The following is a 14,016-nucleotide window of genomic DNA, read 5'->3' as shown; positions in this document are numbered from 1 at the left end:
CGCCGGCGCCGCGCGCCGTCCCGGCGAGGAGGCCGGGGTTCGCGTCGACCGTCTCCAGCACCCGATCGATGATCCGCGCGACGTTGTCGAGCCGCACCTTGAGCGTCGCCTGCGCCTCCACGCCCCGGAGGGTGAGGTTGACCCGGCCGAGGTCGACGTCCGCGCCGACGCCGAGGGAGAGCACGTCGAGCACGGCGGCGTGCAGCGACACGTCGGCGCGCAGCTCCTCGACCTCGATCTCGACCTCGTCGACCTTGACGACCGGGACGTCCAGCAGGACGTCGGGGTCCTCGCCGGGCGCGCCGCCTGCGGGCGGCTGGTTCATGGCTTCTCCTCGGTGCGCGCGTGCGGCCGTTCCGGACGTCCCTTACCGGCTGGGGCGGCACGAACCCTGGGCGGCGCCCGGTTTTGCCCGGATATGGCGAGGAGATGCCGCGGCCTTCGAGATCCGGCGCGTCAGCCCTCCCGCCTGCGGGCGGCCACCGCGAGCAGCGCCGCCAGCAGGGCGAACGCCGCGCCGATCAGCCAGACCGCGACGTAGCCGCCCTCGCGCGGGTCGTCGTGCCCGGCGGGCGCGGCGAGCAGCGTGCCGAACAGGCCGCCCGCGACCGCGCCGCCGACCGTCTTGACGTTGTTGTAGACGGCGGTGGCGACGCCCGTCCGGGACGGGTCGGACGCCTCGGCGATCACCGTGGGCATCGCGCCGAGGGCGGTGCCCATGCCGAGGCCCATCAGGGTCAGCTCGGCGACCACCTGCCAAAGCGCGCCGTGCGCCGCCGCGAACGCGACGAACCCGGTCCCGACCAGCAGGAACGAGCCGATCAGCGCGCCGCGGTAGCCGAGCTTCGCGGCGATCCGCGCGGTGCACGCCGAGCCGGCGATGCTCGCGACCATCGCGGGCAGCATGGCCAGCGCGATCGACAGCGAGGACAGCCCGAAGCCGTAGCCGGCCTCGTCCGGGTCGGTGGCGAAGAAGGTCGCGTTCGGGGACTGGCCGCCGAAGTAGATCACCCCGAACGCGAACGAGGCGAAGTAGAACGGCGCGACGTGCCGTCCGGCCATGGCGCGCAGGTCCACGAGCGGCTCGGCGGTGCGCAGCTCGACGAACGCCCACACCGCGAGCAGCGCGAGGCCCGCGAGGGCGGGGACGAGCACGCGCCCGCTCCCCCAGCCGTGGTCGCCGGCCGACGACACGCCGGCGAGCAGCCCGAGGACGGCGAGGCCGAGCAGCGCGACGCCGGGCCAGTCGACCCGTCCGGCGGCGCGGGTCAGCGACTCGGGGATCGCGACCATCGACACGGCGACGCAGGCCACGGCGAGGACGGCGGGGACCGCGAGGGCGAGCCGGACGTCGCCGAAGACCTTGCCGGCCACGCCCATGCCGAGGCCGCCGAGCAGCCCGCCGAGGGTCAGCGCGCCGACCAGCCGGGCGATGGCGCGGCGGGCCAGGTCGACCGGGAGCCGGTCGCGGACCAGCGCGATCTCCAGCGGCATCAGCGCGACCAGCGGGCCCTGCAGCAGCCGTCCCGCCAGCAGCACGGGGAAGGCGGGCGCGACCGCGCACAGCACCGACCCGGCGGCGACGCAGGCCAGCGCGATCCGCAGCATCCGGCGGTGCCCGTACAGGTCGCCGAGCCGGCCCATCGCGGGCGCGCACACGGCCGCCGACAGCAGCTGGACGGAGACGACGAGCGCGACGGCGGAGTCCGAGACGCCGAAGGTGTCGCCGATGCTCGGCAGGATCGGCGCGATCCCGGCCTGCAGGAACCCGCTGACCAGCTCGAACAGGACGAGCAGGCCGACCACGGCGGTGACCGGCCGCACCGGCGGCGCCGTCCCTTCTCCCGTGGCGGCGCCGGTGGCGGCCGTCACGCGTCCCCCAGGCGGCGCGTCGCGAGCTCGGCCAGCAGCGCGGCGGCGTCGGGCAGGACGGCGTCGTCGTAGGCGGCCTGCGGGGAGTGGTTCATCGGCGCGGTCGCCGGCTCGCGGCCGGCGGGGCAGGCGCCGAGCCCGATGAACGCGCCGGGGACCTGCTGGAGGACGAACGAGAAGTCCTCGGAGCCGGCCATCGGGCGCGGGACGTCGACGACGCGCGCGTCGCCGAACAGGTCGCGGGCGGTGCCGAGCGCGAACGCGGCCTCGTCGGCGGCGTTGACGGTGACGGGGTACTGCTCGACGTAGTCGATGTCGGCCTCGACGCCGTGCGCGGCGGCGATCCCGCGCACGGTCCGCTCGACGCCCGCGCGCACCTTGCGGTGCGCCTCCTCGGAGAACGAGCGGACGGTGATGTCCATCGACGCGGTCTCGGGGATGACGTTCCCGGCCGTCCCGGCGTGGACGGAGCCGACGGTCACGACGGCGGGGTCGAAGATGTCCAGCTCGCGGGTGACCATCGTCTGGAGCGCGCCGACCATCGCGGCGAGCGCGGGCACCGGGTCCTTGGCGCCGTGCGGCGACGAGCCGTGCCCGCCCTTCCCCCGGACGACCACGGTGACGGCGTCGGACGCGGCCATCGCCGTCCCGCCGCGGCTGACGACGGTGCCCTGCGGCAGCCCGGTGGAGAACACGTGCAGGGCGTAGGCGGCGACGGCGCGCTCCCCCGCCGCGTCCAGCACCCCCTCGTCGATCATGATCTTGGCGCCGCCCATGCCCTCCTCGCCGGGCTGGAACATCAGCACCACGTCGCCGGCCAGCTCGTCGCGGCGCGCGGCCAGCAGCCTGGCGGCGCCGACGAGCCCGGCGACGTGCAGGTCGTGGCCGCAGGCGTGCATCCGCCCGGGGATCGCCGAGGCGTAGTCGAGGCCGGTGTCCTCCTGGACGGGCAGCGCGTCCATGTCGCCGCGCAGCAGCACGGCCGGGCGGCGCCCGTCCGTGCGGGCCGCGCCGCCGCGCAGCACGGCGGTGACCGAGCTGAGGCCCTTGCCGGTGGTGATCTCCAGTGGCAGCCCGTCCAGCGCGGCGAGGACCTTCTCCTGGGTGCGCGGCAGGTCGAGGCCGAGCTCCGGCTCGCGGTGCAGGGCGCGGCGCAGCTCGGTCAGTTCTTCCCGCAGGTCAGCGGCATCGTCACAGACAGACATGCAGGTATGGTGCGGAGTCGGACCCTTTCCGCCCGGCTTCTGCCGGTATCCACCGCGAGAGACCGCACGCATGCCGACATCGACCACCCTCGACGAGCTGGACCACCTGCTCGTCACCGCCCTGCAGACCGCGCCCCGCGCCGACTGGCGCCGGATCGGCGCGGCGCTCGGCGTGGACGCCTCCACCGCCGCGCGCCGCTGGGCGCGGCTGACCGGGGCCGGGCTGGCCTGGCTGTCGTGCTTCCCGGTCGCGGTCGACTGGCTCACCCCGGTCGTCGCGTTCATCGAGATCGACTGCGTGCCGGGGCGGCTGCACGAGGTCGCGGCGGAGATCGCCGAGGACCCGCACGTGTTCAACCTGGAGCACGTCACCGGCGGCCGGGACCTGCTGATGACCGTGGTGCTGCGCGACAACGCCGAGCTCGCCCGCTACGTCGGCTTCCGGCTCGGCCGGCTGGACGGCGTCGCCGCGACCCGGACGCAGCTCGCCACCACCCTGCACTCCGAGGGCAGCCGGTGGCGGCTCGACCGGCTCGACCAGCGGCAGCGCGACCTGCTGCTGCGCGACCGCCCCCGCGACCGGGCCGATTGGGTGCTGCGGGCCGAGGACGAGCGGCTCGCGCGGCTGCTCGCCGAGGACTGCCGGCTGCCCGTCGCGCGCCTCGCCGAGCGCAGCGGACTCAGCCCGACGACGGTGCGCCGCCGGCTGGCCCGGATGGACCGCGGCGGCGCCCTCATGTACCGCTGCGAGGTCGCCCGGTTCCTGTCCGGCTGGCCGGTGACGGTGTACCTGTGGGGCTCCGCGCCGCCTGACGAGGTGACGCGGCTCGCGGGCCTGCTCGCCGGGCTCCGCGAGACCCGGATGTGCGCGTCGCTGACCGGCGCGCACAACGTCCTGTTCGCCGTGTGGCTGCGGTCGGTGGAGCGCGTCCAGTCGTTCGAGACCGCGCTGCGGCGGCGCTTCCCGCAGCTGGAGATCGTCGACCGGGCGGTGGCGCTGTGGCAGGTGAAGCTCGCCGGTCAGCTGCTCGACCCGCAGGGCCGGCACCTGCGCGGCGTCCCGTTCTGGACGTGGGACGACCCCGGCACCGAGGACGCGCTCGGCGACCTGGTCGCGCGGCTGCGCGCGGGCCCGGGCCCGCCGGCCGCCGCCCCCTGACGGGCGTCGTCGTTTATCGTGGTCTTCCGTCCGCGACGCGCCCCGTTCCCGCCCCACCGCGGCGGGACGCGCGAGCCGGTGCCGTGGGTGGCGAGGCCAGGGAACTCCATGAGAAAGGCGGGGGCGTGACGCAGCGACGACCGCGGCTCTCGGCCGACGACCCGGCGGGCGAGGATCCGGCGGGCGGCGGCGCGGGCGAGGTGCCGGACGACGTCACCGCCGCCGTCGAGCGGGTGCTGAGCGCGGCGGCGCTGCTGTGGAGCCGCGCCGACCAGGGCCTGGAGCCGGCGGTGTCGCCGATCCAGCTGCGCGCCGTGGAGGCGATCGCCCGGTTCGGCCGGCCGAACCTCGGCCGGCTCGCCGAGGAGCTCGGCGCGATCCCGTCGTCGGCGAGCCGGCTGTGCGACCGGCTGGAGGCGGCCGGCCTGGTGGTGCGGGAGAACGCGGTCGCGGACCGGCGGGAGATCATCGTCCGGCTGAGCAAGCAGGGCGAGCGGCTGTACTCGGAGCTGACCGGGCGCCGCCGCGCGGCGGTGCGCGAGGTGCTCGCGCAGCTGTCGCCCGCGTCCCGGGGGCGGCTCATCGACGCGCTCACCGAGTTCGACCTGGCCCGCGAGCGGCAGGACGCGGGCTCGTCCGAGGCGGTCGGCTCCCGGACGGCCTGAGCCCGCCGGCCGCGCCCGCACCCGCACCCGCCCGCGTCCGCGCCCCGACCGCGTCCGCAGGGATTCCGGAAGGAATTCCGGTGCTCCTCGACATCAAGTATTTGCCATGTGGCAAGCTTTTTGACAGTCTTCCCCTGCGGTTCCCCGTCCCGGTCCGGACGGCCCGCGGAGGACCATGCCCCCGGGAGGTGGACGGCCCGGACAACGAGATGGGGTCGCAATGAGCACGCACGGCCGCGCGGCCGACGTCGAACGGGCGCTGCGCACCGCCCCGGCGCATGCGCTCCCGGAGACGCTGGCCGCCCTCCTCGGGCGCGAGCTGCCCCGCGTCCGGAGCGCGCGCCTGCTGGTGAACGACTACCACTCGCGCGTCCTGCTCCCGGTCGAGCCCTTCCCCTCCGCACCGGCGCGGCCGGCCGGAGGGGAGCCGGCCGCGCCGCTCAGGATCCGGGGCTCCGCGGCGGGGCGCGCGTTCGTCTCCCGCCGGCCCGCCGTCGAGCCCGCCCCGGACGACGCCGGGCGGCCGGACGGCGCTGGGACGACGGTGTTCGTCCCCGTCACCGCGCGCGGCGAGCGGCTCGGCGTGCTGGAGCTCGCGTCGTCGGGCGGCGACTGGGACGACGCCGCGCTGGCCGAGCTGGCGGAGGTCGGCGCGGTGTTCGGGTCGGCGCTGCGGGTCGCCTGGCACCACACCGACCGGTACGAGCGGGCCCGGCGCAGCCAGCGGCTCACGCTGGCCGCCGAGCTGCAGTGGCAGCTGCTGCCCGGGCACGCCTGCGCCGGGGACGGCTACAGCCTCGCCGGGCACCTGGAGCCCGCCTACTCGATCGGCGGCGACAACTTCGACTGGTCCGCCGAGCACGACCACCTCGCGCTGACCGTCACCAACGGGTCGGGCACCGGCATCCAGGCGGCGCTGCTGACGTCGCTGACGGTCGGGGCGCTGCGCAACGCGCGCCGGTCCGGCGCCGACATCGGCGAGCAGGCGAGCCTCGCCAACGACATGGTCCACGTCCGCTACGGCGGGCGCGAGTTCACCGAGACGCTGGTGATGCGGATCGACCTCGCCGACGGGACCGTGCACGTCATCGACGCGGGCTCGCCGCGGATCCTGCGGATGCGCGGCGCCGAGGTGGCGCGGATCCCGCTGGAGCAGCAGCTCCCGCTCGGGATGTTCCCCGACACCGAGTACAAGCCGCAGCGGTTCCGGCTGGAGCCCGGCGACCGCCTCGTCATCGTCAGCGACGGGGTGTTCTCCGCGCGGTCGGCGCGCGGCGAGTTCGGCGCGCAGGCGCTGGAGCAGGCGACCCGCCGCAGCCGCCTGCAGGACGCGGCGGAGGTGCCGCTGACCATCGTGAACGAGCTGATCGAGCACCACGAGGGCGCCGACCTCGCCGACGACGCCGTGGTGGTGTGCCTGGACTGGCGCGGCCCCGGCGCGCCGCCCGCCGCCGCACCGGGGTAACCTCCCGCTTACCGAGCCGAGCGGAGGAGGCGCGATGGACGGGCTGGACGCGATGGAGACCGTGCGGGCGGCCGACGGGATCATCCACGACGTGGGCGCGGCGTGGATGCTGGACCCGGCGACCCCGGAACGCGGCAAGCGGGCCGGCTACGACAACCCGTTCGCCTTCTACTTCGCGGGACGCGGCGGGGTCCTCGGCGACGTCGACGCCGGCGTGGTGTCCGCCGCGATGGGCTGGTTCCCGGCGCCGGTCGTCCGGCTCTTCTGGGACGAGGGCGTCGCGGTCGCGGGAGCGCGCGAGGCCGCCCGCCGGTACGCGGCGACGTGCGTGGAGTGGGGCCGCGACCACATCGGCGACGCCGGCGGCGAGCGGCTGTGCGAGCTGGCCGGACGCGTCGTCGACGCGGCGGAGGGCTCCGGGCTGCCGCTGTTCTGCGGATGGCGCGCCGAGCCGCTGGCCGACGACGTCCCGGGCCGCACCGCGCAGCTGGTGCACGTGCTGCGGGAGTGGCGCGGCGCGCTGCACCTGGTGGCGACGACGGCGGCGGGGCTCGCGCCGCTGGAGGCCGTGCTCGCCGGCTCGAACGAGGACCGGGCCCGCTTCCTCGGCTGGCGCGGCGACCTCCCGGACTGCTCCGCGCTCAAGGGCCGCCGCGCGGAGGCGGAGGAGACCACCGACCGGCTCGCCGCCGCCGTGTACGAGCGGGCGCTGTCGCCCGCCGAGCGCGCCGAGTTCGCGGAGCTCGTCCGCGCGGTCGGAGCCGCGGCGCTCGGCTGACGCGCCTTTTTGTCGTCCGGGGCACAAGAACGGTTCGGCGATTGTGTCGGCGGGCGACTGTCGCGGCGGGAGAACGGCGTCCATTGTTGCCCCGTATCCGTCCGCGTCCGGAAGGAGAACGTGATGGGGCGACCACCCCACCCCCTCGTTCGCCGCCCGCCGCGCCGGCTCGGCGGGCTCGCCGTGCTGGGCGCGTCGGTGCTCGTCGCCGCTGCGGCGGCGCTCCCCGTCCACGCCCTCGCCGCCCCCGCCGCCGGCCCGGGCGCCGACCGGGTCGAGACGCCGGTCGCCACGGGCTCGCCCGTCACCGGCGTCACCGAGTCGATGGTGCGGGTGCGCGTCCCGCTGCCGGCGTCGGCGGGCCCGCACCCGGAGGCCTGCGACTGGCTGTCCTACCTGCGGTTCCGGGACTCCGCGGGTCCCGCGGCGTCCGCGCAGGCCGACCGGATCCTCGTCGCGCAGCCCGGGATCCTCGAAGGCGCCGGCGCCTTCGACAGCGTCGCCCGCAACACGGTCGCGGCCGCCGCGAAGGACGGCAAGCACATCGAGTTCTGGGCGCTGGACCGCCGGTCCAACTGCCTGGAGGACCACACCGGCGTCCAGGCCGGCCTCGCCGCGAAGGACGTCCACCTCGCCGTCGATTACTACTACCGGCAGAAAGAGGTCGACGGCCGGAAGTTCGCCGGCTACCAGACCAACGACCAGGTGGCCTGGCTGCAGAACGTCGGGCTGGAGCAGACCGTCCGCGACCAGTACGACCTGATGGTCCACGAGCTGCCGGACCAGCAGGCCCGCAAGCAGAAGATGCTGTGCGGCGGCCATTCCCTCGGCGGGGTCCTCACCGCGTTCTTCGCCGAATGGGACTTCGACGGGAACCATTCCACCACCGGCGACGCCGGCTACGAGCAGTGCTCCGGCTATTTCGCGCTCGACACCCGCATCAGCACGAGCCTGCCCGGAGCGGGCGGCCCGCTCCCCACCGACCTGATCCCGCTGCTGAAGTTCGGCGCGGGCGCCGTCCAGGCGGGGCTGGAGAGCGGCGTCGTCCCGCGCTCGCTGTCGGCCCCCGCGCTGATCAACACCGAGACGATGAACCTGCTGTCGATCGCGGGCCTCGCCGCCGACCTCGCCCCCGGCGGCGTGTCCGACCTCGCGACCTACGTGCCGTCCTCGTTCAACACCGACACGACGTACCGGCTGCTGTTCTCCAAGGACTACCCGACGTTCGTGAAGGGCTCCCCGACGGTGAAGGACTTCCGCTTCACCAACGCGGCGGCGCTCGGCGGGCTCCTCGACGACAACTCCGAACCGCTGGCGTTCATGCAGGCCAGCGTCGGCTTCTGGGACGGCGGGAAGATCGTCGACAAGGAGTTCCCGGCGCCGAACGACCTGGACGCGATCGGCCTCGGCGGGCTGAAGCAGCTGCTCGGCCCGGACAAGAAGGCCATCCCCGACGAGCCGAACGGCCCGCTCTACACCTGGCGGAACTACGACCAGGTCGGCGCCGGGGTGCCCGCCTCCAAGGACGGCACGCCCTTCACGTCGTCCGCCAAGGAGGTCACCGACATCGGCGAACTGGCCCGCAGCCTCGCCGAGCAGCCGCTCGACTTCACCGAGCACTACTTCCCCACCAAGATGGTCACCGACATCGCGCTCGCGGCCGCCCCCGGGATCGCCGACGACGCCGTCCACACCGGCGGCCCGACCGCGAACCCGATCATCAACCTGGAGGCCGGCGACGGGCTCGGCGGCTCCAGCCCGCAGCCCGGCGACGTCGTCGCCCCCGGCTACCAGCACATCGACGTGCTCACCGCGTCCGCGAAGCAGAACGACGGCGAGCCCGAGATCGTCTCGACGAACCTGGCCGCCTTCGCCGCGAAGTGACGCCCGCCCGCGCCCCGCATCCCCGTGTTTCGGGGTGCGGGGCGCGGGTACGAGGCCGCCCGATGAGGTGAGGGGGTCGGGATGGGCGTCCGCCAGTGGATCGGATCGTGGCCGGTGTACCGGCAGGTGACCGGGGACGATCCGCTGGGCCGCGGGGCCGCCGCCAAGAGCGGCGCCAGCGAGCGCCTGAGGCCGCGGGTGAGCACCGCCGACCAGGTCGTCAAGTCCGTCTGCCCGTACTGCGCGGTCGGCTGCGGCCAGAACGTGTACGTCAAGGACGAGAAGGTCGTCCAGATCGAGGGCGACCCCGACTCCCCCGTCAGCCGCGGCCGGCTCTGCCCGAAGGGGTCCGCGAGCCTCCAGCTGACGACCGGCTCCGCGCGCGAGCACCACGTCCTCTACCGGCGCCCGCACGGCACCGAATGGGAGCGCCTCGACCTCGGCACCGCCATGGACATGATCGCCGACCGCGTCATCGCGGCGCGGCGGCACGGCTGGCAGTGGGAGCAGGACGGCAACCGGACGCGGCGCACCCTCGGATTCGCCAGCCTCGGCGGCGCCACGCTCGACAACGAGGAGAACTACCTCATCAAGAAGCTGTTCACCGCGCTCGGCGCCGTGCAGATCGAGAACCAGGCGCGCGTTTGACACTCCTCCACCGTTCCCAGTCTGGGAACCTCGTTCGGACGCGGCGGCGCGACCACCTTCCAGCAGGACCTGCAGAACGCCGACTGCATCGTCGTCCAGGGCTCGAACATGGCCGAGTGCCATCCGGTCGGGTTCCAGTGGGTGATGGAGGCCAAGGCGCGCGGGGCCAAGCTGGTCCACGTCGACCCGCGGTTCACCCGCACCAGCGCGCTCGCGGACGTGCACGTCCCGCTGCGCGCCGGCAGTGACATCGCGTTCCTCGGCGGGATCATCAACCACGTCCTGGCGAACGGGAAGTACTTCCGCGAGTACGTGCTGGAGTACACGAACGCGTCGGTGATCCTGGACGAGGGCTTCCGCGACACCGAGGACCTCGACGGGGTCTTCTCCGGCCTGGACCCGGAGGGGCGCTGCTACTCCCCGGACACCTGGCGCTACGAGGGCCTGGATCTGCAGGCGGCCGCCGGCGAGCGCGACATGGAGTACGACGAGCGCATCGAGGCGGCGACGTCGGGCCACGGCGAGGCGACCGGCTCCGGCGGCTCGGCGCTCGGCGAGGGCGACCCGAACCGCGACCCGTCGCTGGAGCACCCGAGGTGCGTGTTCCAGGTGCTCAAGCGGCACTTCTCCCGGTACACGCCGGAGATGGTGGAGCGGGTCTGCGGCGTCCCGCGGGACCAGTTCCTGCAGGTCTGCGACCTGGTCACGGAGAACTCCGGACGCGACCGCACCACCGCGTTCGCGTACGCGGTCGGCTGGACGCAGCACACCGTCGGCGTCCAGTACATCCGGACCGCGGCGATCCTGCAGACGCTGCTCGGCAACATCGGGCGGCCCGGCGGCGGCATCCTCGCGCTGCGCGGCCACGCCTCCATCCAGGGGTCGACCGACATCCCGACGCTGTTCAACCTGCTGCCGGGCTACATCCCGATGCCGCACGCCCACGCCAACGAGAACCTGGACGCGTTCATCGCGGCCGAGGCCGCCAAGAAGGGCTTCTGGGGCGAGATGCGCTCCTACTTCGTCAGCCTGATGAAGGCGTACTTCGGCGACGCGGCGACCGACGCCAACGACTTCTGCTTCGACTACCTGCCGCGCCTCACCGGCTCGCACAGCACCTACGAGACGGTGATGGCGCAGATCAAGGGCACCTGCAAGGGCTACTTCCTGCTCGGCGAGAACCCGGCCGTCGGGTCGGCGAACGCGAAGATGCAGCGGCTCGGCATGGCGAACCTCGACTGGCTCGTCGTCCGCGACTTCTCCCTCATCGAGTCGGCGACGTGGTGGAAGGACGGCCCCGAGATCGAGACCGGCGAGATGCGCACCGAGGACATCGGCACCGAGGTGTTCTTCATGCCCGCCGCCGCGCACACCGAGAAGGACGGCAGCTTCACCAACACCCAGCGCATGCTGCAGTGGCACCACAAGGCCGTCGAACCGCCCGGGGACGCGCGCAGCGAGCTGTGGTTCATGTACCACCTCGGCCGGATCATCCGGGAGAAGCTCGCCGGGTCGTCGGACGAGATGGACCGCCCGGTGCTGGACCTCGCCTGGGACTACCCGGTGGAGGGCGGCACCGACGACCCCGTCGCCGAGGCGGTGCTGGCCGAGATCAACGGCCGTGACGCCGGCGGGAACCCGCTCTCGTCCTACACCGAGCTGAAGCCGGACGGCTCCACCAGCTGCGGCTGCTGGATCTACGCGGGCTGCTACGCCGACGGCGTCAACCAGCCCGCCCGCCGCAAGCCCGGCAAGGACCAGAGCTGGGTGGCGCCCGAGTGGGGCTGGGCGTGGCCGATGAACCGCCGCATCCTGTACAACCGGGCGTCCGCCGACCCGGACGGCAACCCGTGGAGCGACCGGAAGGCGCTCGTCTGGTGGGACGCCGAGCAGGGCAAGTGGACGGGCCATGACGTGCCCGACTTCGTCGCCGACAAGGCGCCGGACTACAAGCCGTCGCGCGGCTCCACCGGCGCCGACGCGCTCGCCGGCAACGACCCGTTCATCATGCAGGCCGACGGGAAGGCCTGGCTGTACGTCCCCGCCGGGCTCATGGACGGCCCGCTGCCGACGCACTACGAGCCGCAGGAATCACCGTTCTCGAACCCGCTGTACAAGCAGCAGCGCAACCCCGTCCGGCAGCTCATCGACCCGCATCCGGCGAACCTCTACGAGCCCAGCGGCGACGAGCCGGGCGCGGGGGTGTTCCCGTACGTCACCACCACGTACCGGCTCACCGAGCACCACACGGCGGGCGGCATGTCCCGCTGGCAGCCGTACCTGGCCGAGCTCCAGCCGGAGTTCTTCTGCGAGGTGTCGCCGGAGCTCGCGGCCGAGCGCGGCCTCGAGCACGCCGGCTGGGCCACCATCGTCAGCGCCCGCGGCGTCATCGAGGCGCGCGTCATGGTGACCGAGCGGATGTCGCCGCTGACGATGGACGGCCGCACGCTGCACCAGATCGGCCTGCCCTACCACTGGGGTTCCAACGGCTACAGCCGCGGCGACGCCGCCAACGAGCTGCTGCACCTGTCCCTGGACCCGAACACGCACATCCAGGAGGCGAAGGCGCTCGCCTGCGACATCCGCCCGGGCCGCCGGCCGCGCGGCGAGGCCGCCCTCGCCCTCGTCCGCTCCTACCGCGAGCGCGCCGGGATCACGGACCGGACCGGCACCGAACGCTGACCCGGAGGGCGCGCGTCAGCGGACGACGAGCGGGCGGTCGGCGGCGGGGACCAGCTCGCCGATCATGGGATGGTCCGGGAGTTCGGCGGCGACGAGGAGGCCGCCGGAGGTCTGCGCGTCGGCGAGCAGGAGGCGGTCCTCCTCGGACGCGGTGCCGAAGTCGGTGTGGGGGGCGACCCAGTCGAGGTTGCGGCGGGTGCCGCCGCTGACGTACCCGGCGCGGACGGCGTCGCGGGCGCCGTCCAAGTACGGGACGGCGGCGGCGTCGACGACGGCGGTGACGCCGGACGCGCGGGCCAGCTTGTAGAGGTGCCCGAGCAGGCCGAAGCCGGTGACGTCGGTCGCGCACTCGGCGCCGGCGGCGAGCGCGGCGGCGCAGGCGTCGCGGTTGAGCGCGGCCATGGATGCGACGGCGTGCGGGAACACCTCGCCGGTCGCCTTGTGCCGGTTGTTCAGGACGCCGGTGCCGAGCGGCTTGGTCAGGGTGAGCGGCGCGCCGGGCTTGCCGGTGTCGTTGCGGAGCAGGCGGGCGGGGTCGGCGACGCCGGTGACGGCCATGCCGTACTTGGGTTCGGGGTCGTCGACGCTGTGGCCGCCGCCGACGTGGCAGCCGGCCCGCGCGGCGACGTCGAGGCCGCCGCGCAGCACCTCGCGGGCCAGGTCGAACGGGAGGACGCCGCGGGGCCAGGCGAGCAGGTTCACCGCGACGAGCGGCCGGCCGCCGACGGCGTACACGTCGGACAGCGCGTTCGCGGCGGCGATGCGGCCCCAGTCGTACGGGTCGTCGACGACGGGGGTGAAGAAGTCGGCGGTGGCGACGACGGCGGGGCCGCCCGGGGCGCCGGGGAGGGTGACGACGGCGGCGTCGTCTCCGGTGTCGAGGCCGATGAGCAGGTCGCCGTTCGGGTCGGCGGGGGCGGTGGTGAGCCCGGCGACGACGTCCTCCAGCTCGCCGGGCGGGATCTTGCAGGCGCAGCCGCCGCCGTGCGCGTACTGGGTGAGCCGCTTGGGGGTCATTGCTTGTCGGCTTTCATCGGGTCCTTTCGGTGCAGCGGCGGCGCAGGTCGTCCACGCGGACGGTGTAGCCCTGCTCGTCGAGGTGCTCCAGCAGCGGGACGGCGACGCGGCGGGTGGTGCCGAGCGCGCGGCGCGCCTCGCTGAGGGTGAACGGCGGGTCGAGCTTCGCCAGCAGCGCGGCGGCCTCGGCGTCGGCGCCCGGCAGCAGGACGATCCCGTCGGCGACCTTGAGCAGCGCGCCGCTCGCCGCGGCGGCGGCGATCAGCTTCGGGGTGAGGCCGAGGTCGGCGAGCCGGCCCGCGTCGGGGGCGCTGAACGGGGCGCCGGCCAGGTCGCGGCGGACGGCGTCGACGGCCCGCCGGACATGGGGCGGCAGCTCGGGGGCGGTGGCGGTGCCGTAGAGGCGGCCGTCGCGGCGGTGCAGGTCGGTCGCGAGCGCCTCGACGAGGGCGCGGTCGGGCAGGCCGAGCGCGCGGCGGGCGGCCTCGGCGGGAAGGCCGGGGTCGGTCGGGTGCGTCCTGGCGTGCTCTTCGACGGCGTCGTGCAGGCGGCGGCGCAGGCCGTCCCAGTGATCGGGGTCGGCGAGCCAGTCCCCGGCGACGGGTTCGGAGGGCGGCGGGACGCCCATCGCGATCAGGTCG

10 protein-coding genes and 1 pseudogene are annotated in these 14,016 nt (G+C 74.6%); 6 read left to right on the top strand and 5 right to left on the bottom strand.

Annotation, left to right across the window (positions count from 1 at the left end):
• The 3 genes and pseudogenes from F9B16_RS42665 to F9B16_RS42655 all read right to left on the bottom strand — a co-directional run.
• A pseudogene (locus F9B16_RS42665) lies at window positions 1-325 on the bottom strand (thioesterase); the annotation flags it as partial.
• A 131-nt stretch (window positions 326-456) separates the two neighbouring features.
• Entirely contained in the window at window positions 457-1,872 is a 1,416-nt protein-coding gene (locus tag F9B16_RS42660) for an MFS transporter (RefSeq protein ID WP_151545965.1), read from the bottom strand.
• Window positions 1,869-3,077, bottom strand: a complete 1,209-nt coding sequence (locus tag F9B16_RS42655) for a M20 metallopeptidase family protein (protein WP_151545964.1) — start codon at window positions 3,075-3,077, stop codon at window positions 1,869-1,871. The genes F9B16_RS42660 and F9B16_RS42655 overlap by 4 nt, the downstream gene beginning before the upstream one ends.
• Window positions 3,078-3,147: 70 nt before the next feature.
• Between F9B16_RS42655 and F9B16_RS42650 the strand changes: the two genes are divergently transcribed.
• From F9B16_RS42650 to fdh, 6 genes are all read left to right on the top strand, one after another.
• Window positions 3,148-4,236, top strand: coding sequence for an Lrp/AsnC family transcriptional regulator (locus F9B16_RS42650; RefSeq protein ID WP_151545963.1), 1,089 nt, complete (start codon window positions 3,148-3,150; stop codon window positions 4,234-4,236).
• 125 nt (window positions 4,237-4,361) lie between these two features.
• On the top strand, window positions 4,362-4,901 hold the full coding sequence (locus F9B16_RS42645; protein ID WP_192809256.1) for a MarR family winged helix-turn-helix transcriptional regulator: 540 nt from the start codon (window positions 4,362-4,364) through the stop codon (window positions 4,899-4,901).
• Between the two features lie 220 nt (window positions 4,902-5,121).
• The gene (locus F9B16_RS42640) at window positions 5,122-6,366 is read left to right on the top strand and encodes a PP2C family protein-serine/threonine phosphatase (RefSeq protein WP_151545961.1); all 1,245 of its coding nucleotides are present in this window, start codon (window positions 5,122-5,124) and stop codon (window positions 6,364-6,366) included.
• 34 nt (window positions 6,367-6,400) lie between these two features.
• The gene (locus F9B16_RS42635; RefSeq protein ID WP_151545960.1) at window positions 6,401-7,144 is read left to right on the top strand and encodes an SCO6745 family protein; all 744 of its coding nucleotides are present in this window, start codon (window positions 6,401-6,403) and stop codon (window positions 7,142-7,144) included.
• A gap of 123 nt (window positions 7,145-7,267) precedes the next feature.
• Window positions 7,268-9,028, top strand: coding sequence for a hypothetical protein (locus F9B16_RS42630; protein ID WP_225992438.1), 1,761 nt, complete (start codon window positions 7,268-7,270; stop codon window positions 9,026-9,028).
• A gap of 81 nt (window positions 9,029-9,109) precedes the next feature.
• Entirely contained in the window at window positions 9,110-12,358 is a 3,249-nt protein-coding gene (fdh, locus tag F9B16_RS42625; protein WP_151545959.1) for a formate dehydrogenase, read from the top strand.
• A 15-nt stretch (window positions 12,359-12,373) separates the two neighbouring features.
• Here fdh and selD read toward each other — a convergent pair whose 3' ends face one another.
• Complete coding sequence (gene selD / locus F9B16_RS42620; protein ID WP_151545958.1) at window positions 12,374-13,375, bottom strand: selenide, water dikinase SelD; 1,002 nt, start codon at window positions 13,373-13,375, stop codon at window positions 12,374-12,376.
• Window positions 13,376-13,388: 13 nt separating this feature from the next.
• Window positions 13,389-14,016: SelB domain-containing protein (locus F9B16_RS42615; protein ID WP_192809255.1), on the bottom strand; the 628-nt coding region annotated here is incomplete at its 5' end.

The organism is Actinomadura montaniterrae, from assembly GCF_008923365.1.
GTDB lineage: Bacteria > Actinomycetota > Actinomycetes > Streptosporangiales > Streptosporangiaceae > Spirillospora > Spirillospora montaniterrae.
The sequence above is the reverse complement of the archived record's forward strand: the minus strand, read 5'-3'. Positions and strand labels throughout refer to the sequence as shown.